Raw genomic sequence first — 19404 nt, forward strand, 5'->3', positions numbered from 1 at the left:
AGTCACATGTCGACGGTCCGGCCGTCGTGCGTTGCGACCGTAGGCACTATCGGCAGCGTCACCGTGAAGACGGAGCCGTGGCCCGCTCCACGGCTGGCCACGCTGATGCGCCCGCCGTGGGCTTCGGTGAGCGCTTTGGCGATCGCCAATCCGATCCCGGAGCCTCCTCGCTGACGGTCACGTGCGTAGTCGATCCGGTAGAAGCGGTCGAAGACATGCGGCAGATGCTCGGCGGCGATACCTTCGCCGTCGTCGGTGACGCCGAAGACCACCTCGGCGGCGACCCGGCTCGCGGTGACGGTGACGTGCCCGCCGGAGGCCGTGTGGCGCAGTGCATTGTCGATCAGATTTCCCAACACCTGCGCCACCCGTTGCCGATCCGCGCACAGGCGAATTCCATCGTCCACGTGGATGTTCAGGGCGACGTTCTTGGCGGCGTAGCGATCGGCCGCCGTGTCGCGGACCGATCTGACGATCTCGGCGGCGTCGACCCAGGCCGGGGTGATGGTGGCGTGTGCCTCCTCGGCCTGGGCCAGGGCTGCGACGTCGGCCGAGAATCGCACCAACCGGCCGGTCTGCTCACGCAGCATCGCGATAGTGGGCTGGTCAAGCGTCCGCACGCCGTCTTCGACGGCTTCTAGATATGCCTCCAGCACCGACACCGGTGTGCGGATCTCGTGGGCCAGGTCGCCGAACAACTGCCGCCGACTCGATTCCACCGCCTGCAGCCGTTCGGCCATCTGATTGAAAGCTGTTGCCAGTTCGTCGAACTCATGGCCCAGTCGGGGCGGGGCCACCCGGATGTCGTAGCGCCCCTCGGCCACGGCCGCCGCCGCACCGGACACTTCGGCGATCGATTGCTGCAAGCGGCGGCTGAGGTAGAAGGTGGCAATCAGCGCGGTCAGGGCGGCCACCGAGGTGGCCACCGCGATCGACAGCGCCGTGGCGTGTTGATACGCCTGTTCGGCGTGGTACTGCTCATTGGAGCCGTGAGCGACGCCGGCCATGGTGAGATGCTCCCGGAACAACGGGGGCCCGACCGCGGACGCGACAACCCAGGTCGTCACCCCGGCGGCGGCCAGAACCACGCACTGGGCCAGCAACAGACGTCGGCGCATTCCGAATCCGCTGAGCGTGTTCACTGTCCGGTTCCCATCCGGTAGCCCACGCCACGCACGGTCAACACGAACTTGGGCTCGGCGGGATTGTCGCCGAGCTTGCGCCGCACGTGCCCGACGTGGACGTCGACGAGGTGGTCGTTACCCACCCACGGTTCGCCCCAGACCGCGTCGATCAGCTGACGGCGGGTCCAGACCACACCTGGCCGCGACGACAACGCGGCCAGGATGTCGAACTCCGTGCGTGTCAACGAGATCGGCGTGTCGTCGAGCAGTACCTGGCGACTCGACACATCGATGGAGAGCGGACCGAACACCCGCGGCGGCGACTCGGTGTGTGGTTCACCCAGGGGTGCGGCAGGAGCGCTCACCGAGCGCGGCCTGCGCAGCATTGCCCGGATCCGGGCGACCAACTCCCGAGGGCTGAACGGTTTGGTCACGTAGTCGTCGGCCCCCACCGACAGCCCGACGATCGTGTCCACCTCGGTGTCGCGGGCGGTCAGCATCACCACGTAGGCGTCGGAGAAGGTCCGCAGCTGCCGGCACACCTCGAGACCGTCGATGCCCGGCAGCCCGAGGTCGAGCACCACCACATCCGGGTCGACCTGTCTTGCCACGCTCAGCGCGTCCACGCCGGACAGGCACACCGTCACCTCGAAGTGCTCGCGCTCCAGGTAGCTGGCGACAACGTCGGCCAGCGGCTTCTCGTCGTCGACCACCAACGCGCGATAGCCCTGGTCAGCGCCGTCCGGAGCCGCCTGCGATCTGACATCCATGCCATCATCGTGCCGCGCCGCTGCGCCGGGTTGGGGCCTTGAGCCAATCTTTACCGAACCAACACCAAACGCCCATCGGCCCGGGGCAGGCTGGAAGCTGACACCGCCGGAGCTCAGAGGAGGGAGTGGTTCCCATGATGTTCTGGTTCGACCACGGCATGAGCGGTTGGGGGTATGCGGGCATGGCCATCGGCATGGTGTTGTTCTGGGTTCTACTCGTCGCCGGAATTGTTGCGCTGGTGCGGTTCTCTGCCGGGTCGTCCCAGCCGGGCCCCGACCCGCGGTACCCGGCGTACCCGGAGTCGCCGGAACAGGTCCTGGCTGCCCGGTTCGCCCGCGGCGAGATCGACGAGGCCGACTATCAACAACGGCTTGCCGTCCTGCGCGCCCACGCACCTCGCTGAGGGACGGCGGCCCATATCAGTGCGGCTGCGGTAGCCGGCCGTCGTGGCTGAATCGTGCAGCCCGGCGGCCGATTCGGTGCTCGCGACCGCGGACGCGCGGCGGTGGGCCGGCCGGGTGGATCGGCTCCGCGTAGAACACTCGCTTGGTGAATTCGACCAGGACGAGGTACGCGATGGTGAGCAGGGCCAGCGCGCCGTAGAACTGCCACGGCAGGGGTGTGAAGCCAAGGGCGTGGGCCACCGGCGAGATGGTCAGTACGACACCGAGTGTGATGGCGGTGAAGGTTGCCGCGGTCAACCAGCCGCCGGGTCGGCTGCGCAGGAACGGCACCCGACGGGTACGTATCGCGAAGATGATCAGTGTCTGGGTGGCTAGCGACTCCACGAACCATCCGGTCCGGAACTCGGTCGGCCCGGCGTGCAGGACACCGAGCATCAGCCCGAAGGTCATGAAATCGAACAGTGAGCTGATGGGACCGAAGGTCAGCATGAACCGCCGGATGAACGCGATGTTCCAATGTGACGGGGCGTGCAGTTGCTCTTCGTCGACCCGGTCGCTGGGGATCGCCAGCTGGGACGAGTCATACAGCAAGTTGTTCAACAGAATCTGGCTGGGCAGCATGGGCAGGAACGTCAGGACCGCCGAGGCCGCTGCCGCCGAGAACATGTTGCCGAAGTTGCTCGACGTGCCCATCAAGACGTATTTGATCGTGTTGGCGAAGATGCGCCGGCCCTCGGCCACCCCGGTGGCGAGCACGCCCAGATCCTTCTCCAGAAGCACAACGTCGGCAGCGTCTTTGGCGACATCGGTGGCCGTGTCGACCGAGATCCCGACGTCCGCGGCATGCAGCGCCAGTGCGTCGTTGACGCCGTCGCCGAGGAACCCCACCGATCGGCCGGTACGCCGCAGAACGGTGATCAACCGCGCTTTCTGTTCGGGGGAGATCCTGGCGAATACGCTGGTGTTTCGGACGGTGGACTCGAAGGCGGCGTCATCGAGGCCGGCCAGTTCGGCACCCGAGACCGTCCCCTTGGATGCCAAACCGAGTTCGGCACAAACCTTTTCGGCTACCACTGCATTGTCTCCGGTGGCGACCTTCACCTCGATGCCCAGCTCGGCCAGCCGCGCCAGCGATTCGCGTGCGGCGGCCTTGGGCGGGTCGGCGAAGACCAGGAAGCCGTCGAGGGTCAGCCCCGCCTCGTCCGCGGGGGTGATCGCGGTGAGCTCGGGCGCGGGCCGGCTGGCGACCGCCACCACACGTCGCCCCTGGCTGAACAGTTCGTCCAGCACATGCTGTGCGCGTTCCGGCACGACCGGGCAGTGGACGAGAAGCTGTTCGGGGGCGCCCTTGACGATCAGCACCCGTCCGCAGGCATCGTCGACGAGAGCTGATGTCGCGCGGCGGGTGTGGTCGAAGGGAAGCTCGGCGACCCGCTGGGCGCCCTTGGTGACCACCCGCCGCCCGGCGTCGGAATCCCACAGGGCGGCGTCCATCTCGTTGGCGCTCGTGCCGCCGCACGCGGGGTCGACGTCGGTAGCGAGTAAACCCTTGCGCAGCAATGCGTCCGAGGGTGCACCGGAGGTATCGACGGCCTCGATCAGAGTGATCCGGCCCTCGGTCAGAGTGCCCGTCTTGTCGGTGATGAGGATGTCGATGTCACCGAGGTCTTCGATGCACACCAGCCGCTTGACCAGAACCTTGAGCTGGGCCAGGCGTCGCGATCCGGTGGCCAGGCTGGTGCTGACGACGGCGGGCAGAAGTTGCGGCGTGATGCCGACCGCGATCGCCAGAGCGAACAGTACCGAGTCGATCGCCGGACGGCGCAGGAGCAGATTGATCGCGAGGATCATCACCGTCAGCGTGATCGCCACGTGCAGAAGCAGATACGAGAACCGGCGGAGCCCGGTCTGGAAGTCGGTTTCGGGTTGCCGTTCGCCCAGTCCGGCCGCGATCTTACCGAATTGCGCGTCCAGGCCGGTGGCATAGACCACCGCGGTCGCGTCTCCGGCGGACACCACAGTTCCCATGAAGGCGAGATCGGCACAGTCCGCCAGCGATGCATCGGGAGCCACTGGGGTGATGGACTTCTCGGTGGCGGTGGACTCGCCGGTGAGGATGCTTTCGTTGCACTCGAGTCCGTTCACGGTGATCAGACGCACGTCGGCGGGTACCAACTCCCCGAGGGTGAGTTCGATGACGTCGCCCGGCACCAGCTCGTTGACGTCCTTTTTGGCGTAGTGACCGTCGCGGCGGACCACCGCATGATGACGCACTCGGGAATGCAGTGCGGCGGTTGCCCGTTCGGCGCGGTATTCGTTGACGAAGCCCAGTCCGATGCTGACCACCAGGATCACACCGATGATCAGGGCCTGGGTGGAGTCGCCGAGGAAGAACGACAACACCGCGGTTCCCGCCAGCAGGGCCAGCACGGCATTGTTGAGCTGCCTGCGCAGCACGGCCCAGGCGCTGACGCGATGCGTCCGAAGTGAATTCGGCCCGAGCCTCGCCAGCCGGGCGGCCGCTTCGGAGCTGGATAACCCGTCGGTAGAGCTTCCCAGGCTGTCGAGGACATCGGCCAGCGGCGCCGCCGCGACCGCCGTGGCGGTCAGTGCTGGGGATTTACCCAGCTCATCGGGAACGGTTACCGTCACCGGCCAGCGCCGCTTCCAGGAGCAGACGTCGCTCGGCCGCGGCGATCGTGCGCCGGGCCTGCCCGACCGCGTCGGGGTTGACCGAAACAGAGGTAATGCCCATTCGCACAAGATGTTCGGCGAATGCCGGCTTGGTAGAGGGTGCTTGACCGCACAGCGAAGAGGTTATCCCCAATCGACGGGCGGTGGAAATGATCTGCCCGATCGCGTCGAGCACCGCGGCATCCGATTCGTCGAACAGTTCCGCGCACACATCGGAGTCCCGATCGACGCCGAGCATCAACTGGGTCAGATCGTTGCTGCCGATCGACACCCCGTCGATGCCCATTCCGACATACTCCGGTAGCCAGTGCACCACCGACGGCACCTCGGCCATCACCCACCGGTGCAGCCCGCGCTGGCGGCCCAGGGGACTGGCGTCGACCAGCGACAGGCACTCCTCGAGTTCCCACTTCGTCCGAACGAACGGAATCATCAAGTGCAGATTGGGGAACTGCTCGCGCACCCGTGCCAGCGCCCGCAACTCGAGGGCGAAGACGTCGGGCTCCTTGACGTAGCGGTAGCAACCGCGGTAACCGATCATCGGGTTGTGCTCGACGGGCTCGTACGCCTCGCCGCCCTCCAGATGACGAAACTCGTTGGTGCGGAAGTCGGTGGCGCGGTAGACGACCGGCCGTGGCGCGAACGCCGACGCGATCTGACCGACTGCCTTCGCCAGCGAGCTCACCAGTGATTCGCCCTCACCGCGGGCAATCAGATCACGCGGATGCCGGTTGGACAGTGCCTCGGTGAGGATGAACTCCGCGCGCAGCAGTCCGACGCCGTCCACGTCCTGGGCGGCGACCCGTTGAGCGCTGTCCGGCATGGCGAGGTTGACGTAGACCTTGGTCGCGGTGACTTCCGTGGCGGTGACCGCAGCGGCCGTCGGTTCGACGACCGGCGTGCTCTGGGCTCCGCCGACCGCGCGGCCGGCCAGCACGTGACCGTGAGTGCCGTCGACCGTCACGACGGTGCCGACCTTGAGGTCCGTGGTCGCGGTGCGCGCGCCGACGATGCAGGGCACGCCCAGTTCGCGGGCAACGATGGCGGCGTGACAGGTCATCCCGCCCGTGTCGGTCACCAGCGCCGAGGCGCGGCGCATGGTCGGCAACCAGTCCGGGTTGGTCATCTTGGCCACCAGCACCTCGCCGTCGACCAGCGCGCTGCCCTCGGCGGGGTTGCTCAGCACCCGGACCGCGCCCGTGGCCAGACCCGGGGCGGCGGGCAGTCCGCGCGCGATCACCTCGTGGCCTTCCGAACTCGACGTGGTGGCCGGGTGCAGGGTGGTGATCGGCCGGGTCTGCAACATCCAGATCTTGCCCGCCGCGATCGCCCACTCGGTGTCCTGCGGACAGCCGCTGTGCCGTCCGCTCGCGATCGCCATTGCCACGATGTCGCGCAGCTCCCGATCGGTGAGCACCTGCGCTCGGGCTTCGGCTTCGGGCAATGTGATCTGCTGGTCCCGACCGTCGGCACCGCGGACGATCTTGATCGCCTTGTTCCCCAGGCGCTGCGAGACGATCTCGCCGGTGTCCTTTGCGACCACATAGGTATCGGGCTCCACGGATCCCGACACCACCACCTCGCCTTGGCCGAAGGCGGCTTCGACGACGACGCGGTCCCGTGCACCCGTTGTCGGGTCGGCGGTGAAGGCGACGCCGGCGCGCTCGGACGGAATCATGGTCTGCACGACGACGGCCATGGCCGGGTCGCCGGTGAACTTGCGGCTGGCGCGATAGGTGACCACGCGCGGGCTGAACAGCGACGCCCAGCATTCCTGCACCGCATCGAGGAGTTGTTGCTCGGAGCTGACATTGGTGATGGTGGCATTCATCCCCGCGAAGGACGCATCCCGGCCGTCTTCACCGGTCGCCGACGAGCGCACCGCCACCACAGCGTCCGGGCCGAGCCGACGGTAGGCGGCCAGCACGGGTTCGCGAACCTCGTCGGACATGCCCGCCTTGGCCACCAGAGCCTGCATGCGATGGCACATGTCGGTGAGCTCCTCGGGCCGGACGTCGGCCAACGCGGCGCGGTGGGCGGCGTTGAGCTCGTCGGCGACGCCGCCGGCGGTCATCGAGGCCCGGTAGCAGTCGCGCAGCAGCACGAAACCCGGTGGTACCGGCAGCGCCGCAGCCACCATCTCGCCGAGGTTGGCGCCCTTACCGCCGGCTTCCTCCGCGTCGCTCATACTCAGGTTGCTGATGTCTTCGACGTAGCGGTTCGGCATCGGGGATCGCCTCCAATTGTTCTGCGGGACTGAGTTATAGGGCCAGCGCGCAGATTTCCTTGGCCTGTGCCAGGGAATCGGCCTGCGGGCCGGTGGTATCGATGGGGTGCGCGTCTGGCCAGACGTCGTCGCCGCGATCGGCCAGGGCGACCGTGATCTCGGGTGTCACCTGCGACGTGGTCTGCACCCGGTCTTTGACGCGGGCGACGGTGGCATCCAGGGGTGCGGTGCAGGCGAACTCGATTTCCACCGCGCCGCTGTCGGCGGCCATGCTCCGGGCCAGCGCGCGGTGGCGGGGATCCTGCCAGGTTCCGTCGAGGACGACGCTTCGCCCTTCGCACAGGCTCAGATGGGCCCGGCGCAACACACCGTCGTACACTGCGTCGATGTTCTCGCCGGTGTAGAGCCCCTCGTCGAGAACCCCTGGTGTGCCGGCAATCTCGCCAAGTCGCACCATCTCGGCGCGCACGTCGTCAGTGGAGATCACCTGTGCGCCGATTTCTTCTGCCAGGGCCCGCGACAACGTGGTCTTGCCGGTGCCGGGGCCGCCCCCGACCAGGATCAGTCGCACCGCTCCCGCGCGCAAGTGGTCACGCGCGATCGCCAGATGGCGCCGTGCATCGGCGACTGCACCTTCGTCCTGCTGCTCGTGGCGGATGCAGTCGACCTTGGCGCGCACGACCGCGCGGTAGGCAATGTAAAAGTGCCACAGCGAGTCCGGGGCATCGTCGCCCGATGACTTCACGTAGCGACGCTTAAACATCTCCGTTAGATCAGTGCGGCCGAGGAACTCCAGATCCATCGCCAGGAACGCCGCGTCGTCGACGACGTCGACGTAGCGCAGGCAATCGTCGAACTCGAGGCAGTCCAGTAGGGCCGGACCGTCCGGCAGGCAGAAGATGTCGTCGGCCCGCAGGTCGGCGTGGCCGTCGACGATCTTGTGGTCGCTGATGCGGCGGGCGAACATGACCGACCGGCCTGTGATGAATTGCGTTGACAGTCGCTCGATTTCGGCGACCATATCGGCGTCGATTCCGGCGTCCCCGCGCTCGGCGTAGCGCTGCAGCTCGACCAGGTTCTCCTGCCAGCGCGCGGCGATCGCGTCGACCCGGCCCTGGGCGTCCACCTCCCGGCTCCGCGCCGCCTCAGCATGGAATCGCGCGAGTATCACCGCCACCGCGGCCAGGTGATCCTCGACCGGTTCGTCGCGGATCACCATCGTCGCCAGTCGCAGCTCGTCGGGGTGGCGACGCATGACGATCACCGGTTCGGCGACCCCGTCGGCGTCGGTGAAGTGGGCGACGCCGAGGTAACTGTCGGGTGCCAGGCGGCGGTTCAGCGCCACCTCGTCGGCGCACGCGGACTCGCGGCGCTCGACGGTGGAGAAGTCGAGGAAATCGGTGAGGACCGGCTTCTTGATCTTGTACGCCCGGTCACCGACCAAGAACACCATTCCCGTGTGCGTTTCAGCGATCCGCGGGTGCCATCCCATACCGTCGATCCTCGCCTGACCCACGTCCCGCACACAGCGGTACTCCGGCCACTCCCTGCGGGTGCAAGGTCCTTACCTCGAGAGCACAAAGGCCTTGAAGCTAGGTCCCCATCGAGATGACTTCCGACCCCTGGCAGGCGGGGTGCGCAGACATAGGGTCAATTCAGACAGAAGGCGGTGATTTCCCATGGCCATGTCGGCGCTCGATCCCCAGGTGATCGCGAACGCGGTGGAGTTGGCGTGCCGGGCACCCTCGGTGCACAACAGTCAGCCGTGGCAGTGGGTTGCCGAAGGGCCTTCGCTGAAACTGTTTCTCGATGCCAGCCGGGTGCCGCACGCCACCGATCTGTCCGGCCGGGAGGCCGTGATCAGCTGCGGCGCCGTCCTCGACCATCTCCGGGTGGCCGTCGCCGCCGCAGGCTGGCAGGCGATCATCTCGAAGTTTCCCAATCCCAACGAACCCGACCATCTTGCGACGGTCGACTTCAGTGCGCTGGAGTTCGTCACTGATGCCGTGCGCAGGCGCGCCGATGCGATCCTGGCCCGGCGCACGGACCGGCTACCGCTGGCGCCACCACCGGATTGGACGTCGTTCGAGGCGGTACTGCGCAGCACGATCGACACCGATGGGGTCACGCTGCGGGTATTGCCCGACTCGCTGCGTCCGCAACTGGCCGAGGCGTCCCGCCTGACCGAGTCGCTGCGCCGCTACGACGCTTCCTATCACGCCGAATTGGCCTGGTGGACAGCGCCGTACGAGGTGTCCGACGGCGTCCCCTACAGCAGCCTGGTGTCGGTCGCCGAGCGCGATCGGGTCGACGTGGCCCGCGTCTTCCCGGCGACCGAACACCCCGACCGGCGCCCGGAGGTCTCCCACGACCAGTCCACGATCGTGGTGCTCTCGACCTACGAGGATTCGCGACGTGCCGCTCTGGACTGCGGAGAGGTGCTCTCCGACGTGCTGCTGGAGGCCACCGAGGCCGGCTTGGCCACGTGCACGCTGACCCATCTCACCGAGTTGGAGGCCAGTCGTGACGTGGTCCGCGCGCTGACCGGTGCCGAAGACAATCCGCAACTGCTGATCCGTATCGGGTTGGCACCGGTGATCACGCAGTCACCCCCGGTCACCCCGCGCCGGCCGTTGCGGGACGTGCTCGAGTTTCGCGGATGACTGCCCGGGAACGCACCGACCAAGGAACGGAGTAACTCATGACCACGGCGCGAACGACACCGCAGCAGCATCCGCGGCGGATCTTCCGTGATCGTCGGGAAGCCGGCCGCGTTCTGGCGCACCTGTTGGATGGCTATCGCGGTCGCGCCGGCCTCGTGGTGCTGGGTCTGGCCCGCGGCGGCGTGCCGGTGGCATGGGAGGTCGCCGCGGCGCTGGGGGCTCCACTGGACACGTTCATCGTGCGCAAGCTGGGCGCACCGGGGCACGCCGAGTTCGCCATGGGTGCGTTGGCTTCCGGCGGGCGGGTGGTGGTCAATGACGACGTCATTCGGGCCCTGCGGGTGACGACTCAGGACTTGCGCGACGCCACCGAGCGGGAGGCCCGCGAGCTGGTCCGGCGTGAAGCTGCCTACCGTGGCGGGCGCCCGCCGCTGGACCTGGCGGGCAAGACGGTGATCCTCGTCGACGACGGCCTGGCCACCGGCGCCAGCATGCTCGCCGCCGTCCAGGCATTGCGGGAGATGGACCCGGCGGAGATCGTGATCGCCGTTCCCGCCGCGCCGCAATCCACCTGCCGCGAATTCGCCGGCCTGGTCGACGATCTCGTCTGCGCATCGATGCCCACTCCGTTCCTGGCCGTAGGGGAGTCGTTCTGGAACTTCGAGCAGGTCACCGACGACGAAGTTCGGGAACTGCTTGCCACTCCGACGGTCGGTATCGGCACCGCACGGCTGCGCATCGCGGAGACGCCCGCGGAGGTGATCGGCCGCTGTGCAGTCGATGCGCCCTCGGGCGTGCCTCCGCGAGAGGCGCTCGAGGAGATCGTCGGCGATGCGCGAGTCGTGCTGATCGGTGAGAGTTCGCACGGCACTCGCGAGTTCTATGAGGCACGAGCGGAGATCACGAAGTGGTTGATCGAAGAAAAGGGCTTCTGTGCGGTGGCCGCCGAGGCCGACTGGCCCGACGCGTACCGGGTGAATCGGTATGTCCGCGGGCGCGGCGACGATGCGTCGGCCGACGACGCGCTGAAAGGATTCGAGCGCTTCCCGGCCTGGATGTGGCGCAACACGACCGTCCGGGATTTCGCGGGCTGGCTGCGCACCCACAACGCGCAGTGCCGCGCCGACGGGCGACGTGAGGCGGGGTTCTACGGTCTCGATCTCTACAGCCTGCATCGGTCGATGCAGGAGGTCATCGACTACCTGGAGAACGTGGACCCCGATGCGGCGCAGCGGGCTCGAGAACGCTACGCCTGTTTCGATCACGCCGGTGCCGACGACGGTCAGGCCTACGGATTCGCCGCCGCGTTCGGCGCCGGGATGTCCTGCGAGCGACAGGTTGTCGACCAATTGGTCGAACTGCAGCGCACCGGTCTGCAGTATGCGCGCCGTGACGGACTCCTCGCCGAAGACGAACTGTTCTACGCGCAGCAGAATGCGCAGACCGTCCGCAACGCCGAGGTCTATTACCGGTCGATGTTCGGTAGCCGGGTCTCCTCGTGGAATCTGCGGGACCAGCACATGTTCCAGACCTTGAAGGCGTTGCGTGCCCACCTGCATCACCACGACGGCGAACCCGCCCGAATCGTGGTGTGGGCACACAACTCTCATGTCGGTGACGCCCGGGCCACCGAGGTGGGTGCCGACGGGCAGTTGACGCTGGGCCAGCTGGTCCGGGAGGGCTATGGCGAGCAGGCCGTGTTGATCGGATTCACCACCTACTCGGGCACGGTCACTGCCGCCAGCGAATGGGGTGCCGTGGCCGAGCGGAAGGTGGTCCGGCCGGCGCTCAACGGCAGCATCGAGGAACTGCTGCACGAGGTCGACCGTCCAGAGTTCCTGGTGTCGGCCCTGCTCAGTCGAGAAGCGGCCGAACCACTGGACACTGTTCGTCTCGGTCGCGCGATCGGGGTCATCTATCAACCCGCGACCGAACGGCAGAGTCACTACTACCACGTCCGGCCGGGTGAGCAGTTCGACGCCATCATTCACATCGATCGCACGACCGCCCTGCAACCGTTGGAACGCAACAGTGTCTGGGTTGAAGGCGAGACCCCCGAGACCTATCCGACCGGCCTGTGAACGGGCCGTCGATCGTCACCCTGACGATGAATCCGGCACTGGACGTGACCGCCGAAGCAGAGCGTGTCATGCCCACCGACAAGATCCGGTGTCACACCGAGACTTACGACGCGGGCGGTGGTGGAGTCAACGTTGCCCGCTTCGCGTGCGCACTCGGTGCCGACGTCTGTGCCGTGCTCACCTCGGGTGGTCCGATCGGGGCCCACCTCGTGGAGCTCCTCGACGCCGCACGGGTGCCGAGCACCGTCGTCGCGGTGCAAGGCGTCACCAGGCAGAGCTTCACCGTCAACGAAAGCTCGACGGGCCGGCAGTACCGGTTCGTGCTGCCCGGCCCTGTGCTCACGGCCGAGGAACAGTCGCGCTGCCTCGAGATACTCGGAACTGTCGCAGCGGGAGCCGACTTCGTGGTCGCGAGCGGCAGCTTGCCGCCCGGCGCCCCGACGGACTTCTATCAGCGGGTGGCCGATCTGTGCCGCCGGCACAACACCCGCCTGATACTCGACACCTCCGGTGGAGGCTTGCGGCACATCACATCGGGCGTATTTCTCCTGAAACCGAGTGTGCGCGAGTTGCGGGAGTGCGTGGGCCGGCAACTGGTGACCGAGGACGAACAGATCGATGCCGCTCGGGAGTTGATCGACCGCGGCGTCGCGGAGGTGATCGTGGTGTCGCTCGGCGCCGACGGCGCGTTGCTCGTGACGGGGGAGCAGAGCTGTCGCTTCGCCTCCATCGCCGTTCCCACCGTCAGCGGGGTCGGCGCCGGAGATGCGATGGTCGCCGGGATCGTTGTCGCGCTGTCTCGTGGGTGGGAGATGGATGCCGCGGTCCGCTACGGCATCGCCGCTGCCACCGCGAAGCTGCAGACGGCCGGTACGTCGGCGATCGACAAGGATGTGGTGGAGCGCTACCTCGGCCGCGTCGAAGCTGCGACGGCGGCGGTCGCCGAGTGCAGTGAATCCGGCCTCTGAGCGCGCTTTCGGCTTCACCTCGTCGCGCTCGGGGCCGGCCCCGGCTCACGTGATGTGAATGGTCTGCCCTGAGGCAAGGCGATGAATGCGGCCACGGCATTCCACTTCGATCGTCGGCGCCCCCGTCGGGTCGGCGGTGACGTCAGCTTTGCGGCCATTGATGACGAGATGCAACCGATGCCCGCGATACCACAGTGAGCAACTCAGCGGACCGTCATTCTCAGGCCACATCGGCCCCAGCACCAACCGGTCGCCGCGGGTTTCCAGGCCGGTGAAGCACCGCTGCAGCAAGTCGATACTTCCCGCCATGGCGGCCAGATGAACGCCCTCCGCCGTGGAACCGCCTTGGACGTCGGCGATGTCCGATCGCAGCACCTGCCGAAAATACTGCAGGGCTTGTTCGCGGTTGCCTCGTGCTGACACCCAGGCGTGCACGACTGCGCTCAACGTGGATCCGTGCGAGGTCCGCGAGGTGTAGTAATCGATCGTTCGTGGAATTTGGTGCGGTAGGAACTGATAACCCAAGTGGGCCAACAGTTGCCGCAACTCGTCGGCGGACAGCAGGTAGAACAGCATGAGGACGTCGGCCTGCTTGCTCGCCTTGTACCGATTGACGTCGTCATTCTCCGCTTCGAGGATCCGGTCCAGCCGGCCGACGTCGGTGTAACGCTTGCGGTAGGCCGCCCAGTCGAGTTCCTCGAGGTCGTCGTAGCCCTCGAACTGGCTGATCACTCCATCATGGAAGGGCACATACATCCGGCGGCTGACCGATTCCCACTGTGCGAGTTCAGCTCTGGAGACATTCAACCGATCGAGAAGATCGAGCCGATCGGGTAACGGCAGCTTCTGCAGGACCTCGAGGGCGCGCAGAATCACCCACACCGCCATCACATTGGTGTAGGCGTTGTTGTCGACCCCGCTGTGCGGACGGTCGGGATATCCGGAGTGAAATTCGTCAGGACCGATCACACCGTCGATGACGAAGCGGCCTCGGTCGCTGTCGTATCGAGCGCGACTGGCCCAGAACCGGGCGATCTCCACCAAAAGTTCGGCACCCTGGTCGATCAAGTACTGACGGTCGCCGGTGATCTGGTAGTACTGCCAGACGTTGTAGGCGATGGCCGAGCCGATGTGGTGCGCGAGGTGGCTGCTGTCCGGCTGCCACCGTCCGGACATCGGATTGAGATGCATCTGCTGGCTTTCCTCGCGCCCGTCGCTGCCGGATTGCCAGGGGTACATCGCGCCTTCGTACCCCGCGGCACGCGCGGCGCGGCGGGCCTCCGGAAGTCGCCGGCTCCGGTAGCCCAACATGGATCGCGATATCTGCGGCACGCGAAGCGTGAGTAGTGGCGCGATGAACATCGCGTCCCAGAAGATGTGCCCCCGATAGGCCTCGCCGTGCAGTCCGCGTGCTGGTGCGCCGGCATCGAGATCGGCGGTGTAGCCCGAAACCGACTGCAGCAGATGCATGATGTGCAGCCGCAGAATTTGTTGGTCGGACTGCGCCGACCCTCCGATCGAGAAGTCGAACTTCCGCCACAGCTGCAACCACATGGCACTGTGTGTGTCGAAGAGTTGGGCGTAGGAACCCAATTCCGTCAGCCGATTCGTCGCCGCCTCGCTGGGCACCGAAATCGCTCGATCATGGCCGGTGAACACGACGGCGACCTTGTCCACGGTCACCGGCTGGCCGACGACCACGTCGGTGGTGATGTCGTGTCCGGCGGAGTCGGCCTGATCGCGAAAGTGATAGGTCGCGGTTGCGGGCCGCTCACCGCACCGCACGCTGGTATGGGTCGCCACGGCGACCGGGATTCGCGATTGGACCGTCATGGCGTCGACCAGAACGGATCCTTGGCCCAATTCACTGATGGCGATGCCGCCGAGGTGCTGCCCCGACAGCGACTCGTAGCGCGGAACTCCGCAGTTGGTGACGGTGGCGTCGATCGTCGAGCGTATGTCGATGGTGCCCGACCAGTTCTCGGCGACCAGCGTTGTCTGCAACGCGCACACATGAGGATCGTGCATGGACGCGAAGCGCCGTTGGGTCAGCAACGTGCACCGCCCCGCACTGTCGCGAAAGCGTAACTCGCGCAACGATTCTGCATGCTTGATGTCCATCGTCTGCCGGTAAGACACCACGTCGACACCGTCGATGTCGAACCAGGGGCCGTCGTCGATGCGAAACGTCAGGGGAATCCAGTTGGGCAGGTTGACGATGCTCTCGTTGCTGATGCTCACATCGCGGATCACGTCGGTCAGGCGGTTGTACACGCCGGCCACGTAGGTACCCGCGTAGTGCAGTGGTCCCCGGCGCGCTTCGGTTGCGCTCGCACGGGTCACCAGATAGCCGTTTCCGACGGCGCACAGAGCCTCACGGAGACGCTCGTTTTCGGGTTCATAGGTGTCATAGACGAGCGCCCAACCGTCGGCGTCTTGTGCTGCCTCAGGTGCCAGCTCGCCGACCAGGCGCTTCAGCAGAAGGCTTGTCTCGTGAGGAGAATTGACAGCGAAATCCGCTGCGCTGCAACGATCGCCGTCCTCGTTGTGCCGGACGAGGACCCCGACGCCGTTGTGTTTGATGGCTTCGAAGGCATCTTCGTCGGTGAGGTCGTCGCCCAGGTAAACCGGCAGGATTGCGTTGGGTGCATCAAGGTGATCGATGATCCAGTTGACCGCGTCGCCCTTGTCCCACTTGCCGCGCGGGTGAAGTTCGATCACTTTCCGGCCGTGTGTGACCTGCAGGTTATGGCGTCGGCCGGCGGACTGAACTGCCGCGAGAACGTCGGGCACTCGCTCCGGCGCCGCCATGCGGAAATGCACGGCCACCGACAGCTGCTTGTCTTCGATCGCGACGCCGTGGATCGACTCGAGCACGGCGGCCAAATCCTCAGTCGCTTTCCGCAAGAGACTCACGGATTCGTCGGCGATGGGATGGCGATACATCTGGCCGTCGGGACCGAGAAGCTCCGTACCGTGCGTCCCCGCATACCACAGCCCGGGAAGGCCCACCCTCGAACGGATGTCGCTCAAGGCACGGCCGCTGACGATCGCCACCGGACACACGCCACTCAGCGCAGTCAAGGCGTGCGCCACACCGTTCGTCAGCGTCGCGGCGGCGGGGTCGTCGACGATGTCGGACACCGTGCCGTCGAAGTCGAGGAAGAAGGCCGGCGAGCGCCCACGGAGCACTGACTCGATTTGAGCGATGCTGCGCAGCGCGTGAGGGAGCGCCGAGACCCGCTGGTCACCCGTGCGCAGTTCGAAATCAGCGAGATCTCCGGCCACGACATCCGCTCCGGCGGCCAACTGTTCTGCTGTGTGATCGAACCGCGCGGTACCCACGATCATCGCGAACCCGCCGGCCCGGGCTGCTGCGATCGTGGTGCAGGTGTCGTCGACCACCACGCATCGCTCGGGCCGAGCACCGAGCCGCCGGGCTACCTCGAGGAGCGGCGCGGGGTTCGGCGCGCCGGCTTCGCCCGGTGCCGCGACGAGGATGCCGTCCGCGTGCACGGAAAACCAATCAGACAACCCTGTTGTTCGCAGCAGTTCGGCGCAGTCCGAGCTGGTCGAGTAGGCGCCGGTGCCGACGCCCAGATCACGGAGCTCGCGGAGCAGGGCGATCACGGTGGTGGGGACAGCCTCGGCGTTGTGTGGCCGCCCAGCATGACCGGCGAGAACGCAGTCGAGGTTGAACAGCATCGCATCGTGGTAGCGGCGATCGATGGTGATCGGAAATCCTTCGGCCACGGGGCATTACCTCGTTTCTTCCACGGATGACCATCGTCTCGTCGCCAGGAAAGTTCGGTTAGAGGACAAAGTCCTCCGCGCGGCTTCGACGCGGATGCGGGAGCGGTGTTATCGGACGACGAAAGACTCTCGCGCACGTGGTCTTCCGATCGGTAGCGTGCGCAAGCATGGTCGTTCACGCCGTTGAACTGCCTGGTGCCGTCGTAGTGGGTGTCGATGGCTCCCGATGGTCGCTCAATGCGGTCAGCTGGGCGGTGGCCGAGGCCGTCACCCGCGGGGTGACGCTGCGGCTGGTGCGGGCGGTGCGCAGCGCCCCGCGCGGCGACGCCGCCGGCGAGTGTGACGCCGCTCTTGTGGACGCCTACGACGTCGCCAAAAGTATGCACCCCACTCTGCTCATCGAGACGGCGATCGTCGTCGGACCCCCGGGGACTGCGCTTGAACGTGAGTCGGCCAACGCCTCCATGGTGTGTATCGGCGCACGGCCGCCGCATTGCGCAGGGGGACGACTCTTCGGTGAGACAGCCAGCCACCTGGCCGCATACGCGCGATGTCCGGTGGCCATCATCCGCAGTCGTGACGACGGCAGCGCACGCGTCGGGGGAGTGGTGTCGGTGGTGCTCTCCGACGAGGCCGACAACGATGATGTGGTGCATCTGGCCATGGAGGAGGGGCGGTTGCGCGAAGCGACCGTGCGCCAGATCGATCGGCGGGTGGACAGCTGGATCCGGCGGTATCCCGACGTTCACGTGGAGACGGTCCCGGCCGGCACCGGTTGGGGTGGCGAGCACGACCGGAATTCGGGAGACGGACATATCGGTCTCGCGGTCGTTGGACGATCGGATGCCGACACCATCGCCTCGCTCAGTGTGCCGAACTGTCATCCCATCCTGGGGTATCCGGACTGCTCGGTCCTGTTGGTACGGCGCTGAACTGTGCGGGGCGGCCATGTCGGCCGGCCGAAGTCAGTACCTGCTGTGCTCGTGGCTGGGTTGGTCCAGTTTGGCGACGAAGACTGCGGCCTGCGTGCGTCGCTCCATCCCGAGCTTCGCAAGGAGCCGCGAGACATAATTCTTGACGGTCTTCTCGGTGAGGAACATACGGTCGGCGATCTGTTTGTTGGTCAGGCCCTCGCCGAGCAGATTCAGCAAGGTGCGTTCCTGATCGGTCAAGTCCGACAGCGGGTCGGATCGCTTCGTCGTGCCACGCAACTTGGCCATCAACGCCGCGGCAGCCCTGTTGTCGAGCAGCGAGCGGCCTGCGCCGACGTCCTTGATCGCTTGCGCCAGTTCCATACCCTTGATGTCTTTGACCACGTATCCGCTGGCGCCCGCCAGCACTGCGTCCAGCATGGCCTCGTCGGACGTGTAGGAGGTCAGCATCAAACATCGCAAATCGGCAAGGGTAGAGAGTAAGTCGCGGCACAGCTCGACACCGTTGCCATCGGGTAACTGCACATCGAGCACTGCGACGTCCGGCTTCGCCGCGGGGATTCGGGCCATCGCCTGGGCGACTGATCCGGCCTCGCCGACGACCTCCAGATCCGGGTCCGCACTCAGGAGGTCGATGAGCCCGCGGCGGACCACCTCGTGATCATCTACGAGAAAGACTTTCACCATGTTGTGTCCTCCATAATCTGGTGATCAGTGCTGTTGTGGCTCATAACCGGTTCTGCGGCTCGCAGATCAATACCGAGCAATCGGCGCGCTGAAGCACCGCATTGCCCGCCGCTCCGAGCAGTTCTGCGATACCTTCGCCGCGTTCGTGGGCCACCACCAGCAGCTGAATCGAATTACCCTGCGCCATCAGATAACTCAGTGAGTTCCCGTGCACAGCCGCAGTGCTGACGTTGACGTCGGGATAGTTACTGCGCCAGCACTTCAGGCGGCGTTCCAACGCCGCCTTGGCATCTCGGTTTCCGGCGGCCACCGCATGGTCGTCATGGATATCGGGATATCGCGACCGCCAAATGGTCAGTACTCGCAGCGGTGCCCTCCGCGACCGCGCCTCGTCGAACCCGTGCCGCAGGACGGCATCACCCGTTGACCCGTCCAACTCGACGGCTACCCAGCGTTGTGCCGACGGCACCGGGTCGTGTCCCCTGACGACGGCCACCGGGCAGTGCGCCCCTGCCGCCAGCGCAGTGGCGGTGGAGCCGACGTGGCCGTCGCGGAAATGATTGAGTCCGATGGCACCGACGCACAACAGCGCGGCGCCTCCGGAGGCGTCGAGCAACGCGGGCACCGGCGGTTGATGGACGATCTCCGCCTCGATCTTGACTGGTTCGTCGGTCGACTCGATGGCGGCGGCCGCACAGCGCACAGCCGTTTGAGCCGCGGCAAACCGGCGGGCGAGCGCCCCAGCATCGTCGGTGCCGCCTTCTCCCGGGTCGAGGGCATAGACCAACCGCAGCGGGATGTCCCGGCGAATCGCCTCATCGACGGCCCAGCATGCTGCCTCGATAGCCCACCGTGAACCGTCCACGCCGACGACTACGGACGGCGCGACATATTCTCGCTTGGGCATGGCCGGTTCCTGTCAGGTTGCCGGGACGCTTTCGACGCTACCGTCAAAAATTGGCGGTACGCAGGGGCGAAAGTCCCTGCCCGAGGGCCCACTAGTCCTCAGCGGTGCCGGTGTCGGATTCGCACGTTCACCAGGCGGGTTCTGCGCTCGTCGGTGGGAAATCCGGACAAGACCCGCAGACCGCGGGTCATCA

General features: G+C 66.5%; 13 protein-coding genes. 5 read left to right on the forward strand and 8 right to left on the reverse strand.

Annotated features, from left to right (window positions below):
- Nucleotides 1–2: 2 nt before the first annotated feature.
- Nucleotides 3–1118, reverse strand: coding sequence for a sensor histidine kinase (locus tag K0O64_RS11810; RefSeq protein WP_071949923.1), 1116 nt, complete (start codon nt 1116–1118; stop codon nt 3–5).
- Between the two features lie 20 nt (nt 1119–1138).
- A complete protein-coding gene (locus K0O64_RS11815) occupies nt 1139–1894 on the reverse strand; it encodes a response regulator (RefSeq protein WP_071945648.1) in 756 nt (251 codons plus the stop codon).
- 134 nt (nt 1895–2028) lie between these two features.
- On the opposite strand from K0O64_RS11815, the gene K0O64_RS11820 reads away from it, so the two are divergent.
- Nucleotides 2029–2298, forward strand: coding sequence for an SHOCT domain-containing protein (locus K0O64_RS11820; protein WP_071945646.1), 270 nt, complete (start codon nt 2029–2031; stop codon nt 2296–2298).
- 16 nt (nt 2299–2314) lie between these two features.
- On the opposite strand, the gene mgtA is transcribed toward K0O64_RS11820, so the two are convergent.
- From mgtA to K0O64_RS11835, 3 genes are read right to left on the reverse strand one after another with little or no spacing between them, the layout of a single operon-like run.
- Nucleotides 2315–4951: a magnesium-translocating P-type ATPase gene (mgtA, locus tag K0O64_RS11825; RefSeq protein WP_225933695.1), complete on the reverse strand. Its 2637-nt coding sequence runs from the start codon at nt 4949–4951 to the stop codon at nt 2315–2317.
- Nucleotides 4929–7220, reverse strand: coding sequence for a phosphoenolpyruvate synthase (gene ppsA, locus K0O64_RS11830; RefSeq protein WP_071945644.1), 2292 nt, complete (start codon nt 7218–7220; stop codon nt 4929–4931). The genes mgtA and ppsA overlap by 23 nt, the downstream gene beginning before the upstream one ends.
- 34 nt (nt 7221–7254) lie before the next feature.
- Nucleotides 7255–8712 (reverse strand): bifunctional aminoglycoside phosphotransferase/ATP-binding protein, encoded by a 1458-nt coding sequence (locus K0O64_RS11835; protein ID WP_071945642.1) that lies wholly within the window; start codon nt 8710–8712, stop codon nt 7255–7257.
- Between the two features lie 187 nt (nt 8713–8899).
- Here K0O64_RS11835 and K0O64_RS11840 point away from each other — a divergent pair, with 187 nt between their 5' ends.
- From K0O64_RS11840 to K0O64_RS11850, 3 genes are read left to right on the forward strand one after another with little or no spacing between them, the layout of a single operon-like run.
- On the forward strand, nt 8900–9883 hold the full coding sequence (locus K0O64_RS11840) for an Acg family FMN-binding oxidoreductase (RefSeq protein WP_071945640.1): 984 nt from the start codon (nt 8900–8902) through the stop codon (nt 9881–9883).
- Between the two features lie 38 nt (nt 9884–9921).
- Entirely contained in the window at nt 9922–11964 is a 2043-nt protein-coding gene (locus K0O64_RS11845) for an erythromycin esterase family protein (protein WP_071945638.1), read from the forward strand.
- The gene (locus tag K0O64_RS11850) at nt 11961–12932 is read left to right on the forward strand and encodes a 1-phosphofructokinase family hexose kinase (RefSeq protein ID WP_071945636.1); all 972 of its coding nucleotides are present in this window, start codon (nt 11961–11963) and stop codon (nt 12930–12932) included. Before K0O64_RS11845 ends, K0O64_RS11850 begins: the two co-directional genes overlap by 4 nt.
- A 45-nt stretch (nt 12933–12977) precedes the next feature.
- On the opposite strand, the gene otsB is transcribed toward K0O64_RS11850, so the two are convergent.
- Nucleotides 12978–16637 carry a trehalose-phosphatase gene (gene otsB / locus K0O64_RS11855; RefSeq protein ID WP_071949921.1) on the reverse strand — a complete coding sequence of 1220 codons (3660 nt, stop codon included), beginning with the start codon at nt 16635–16637 and terminating at the stop codon, nt 12978–12980.
- Nucleotides 16638–16852: 215 nt separating this feature from the next.
- On the opposite strand from otsB, the gene K0O64_RS11860 reads away from it, so the two are divergent.
- Nucleotides 16853–17617 (forward strand): universal stress protein, encoded by a 765-nt coding sequence (locus K0O64_RS11860; RefSeq protein ID WP_071945634.1) that lies wholly within the window; start codon nt 16853–16855, stop codon nt 17615–17617.
- Between the two features lie 33 nt (nt 17618–17650).
- Here K0O64_RS11860 and dosR read toward each other — a convergent pair whose 3' ends face one another.
- Nucleotides 17651–18304 carry a hypoxia response regulator transcription factor DosR/DevR gene (gene dosR / locus K0O64_RS11865; protein ID WP_071945632.1) on the reverse strand — a complete coding sequence of 218 codons (654 nt, stop codon included), beginning with the start codon at nt 18302–18304 and terminating at the stop codon, nt 17651–17653.
- A 40-nt stretch (nt 18305–18344) separates the two neighbouring features.
- Nucleotides 18345–19211 carry a universal stress protein gene (locus K0O64_RS11870; protein ID WP_071945629.1) on the reverse strand — a complete coding sequence of 289 codons (867 nt, stop codon included), beginning with the start codon at nt 19209–19211 and terminating at the stop codon, nt 18345–18347.
- Between the last annotated feature and the right edge of the window lie 193 nt (nt 19212–19404).

It is taken from the genome of Mycolicibacterium pallens, from assembly GCF_019456675.1.
Classification (GTDB): domain Bacteria; phylum Actinomycetota; class Actinomycetes; order Mycobacteriales; family Mycobacteriaceae; genus Mycobacterium; species Mycobacterium crocinum.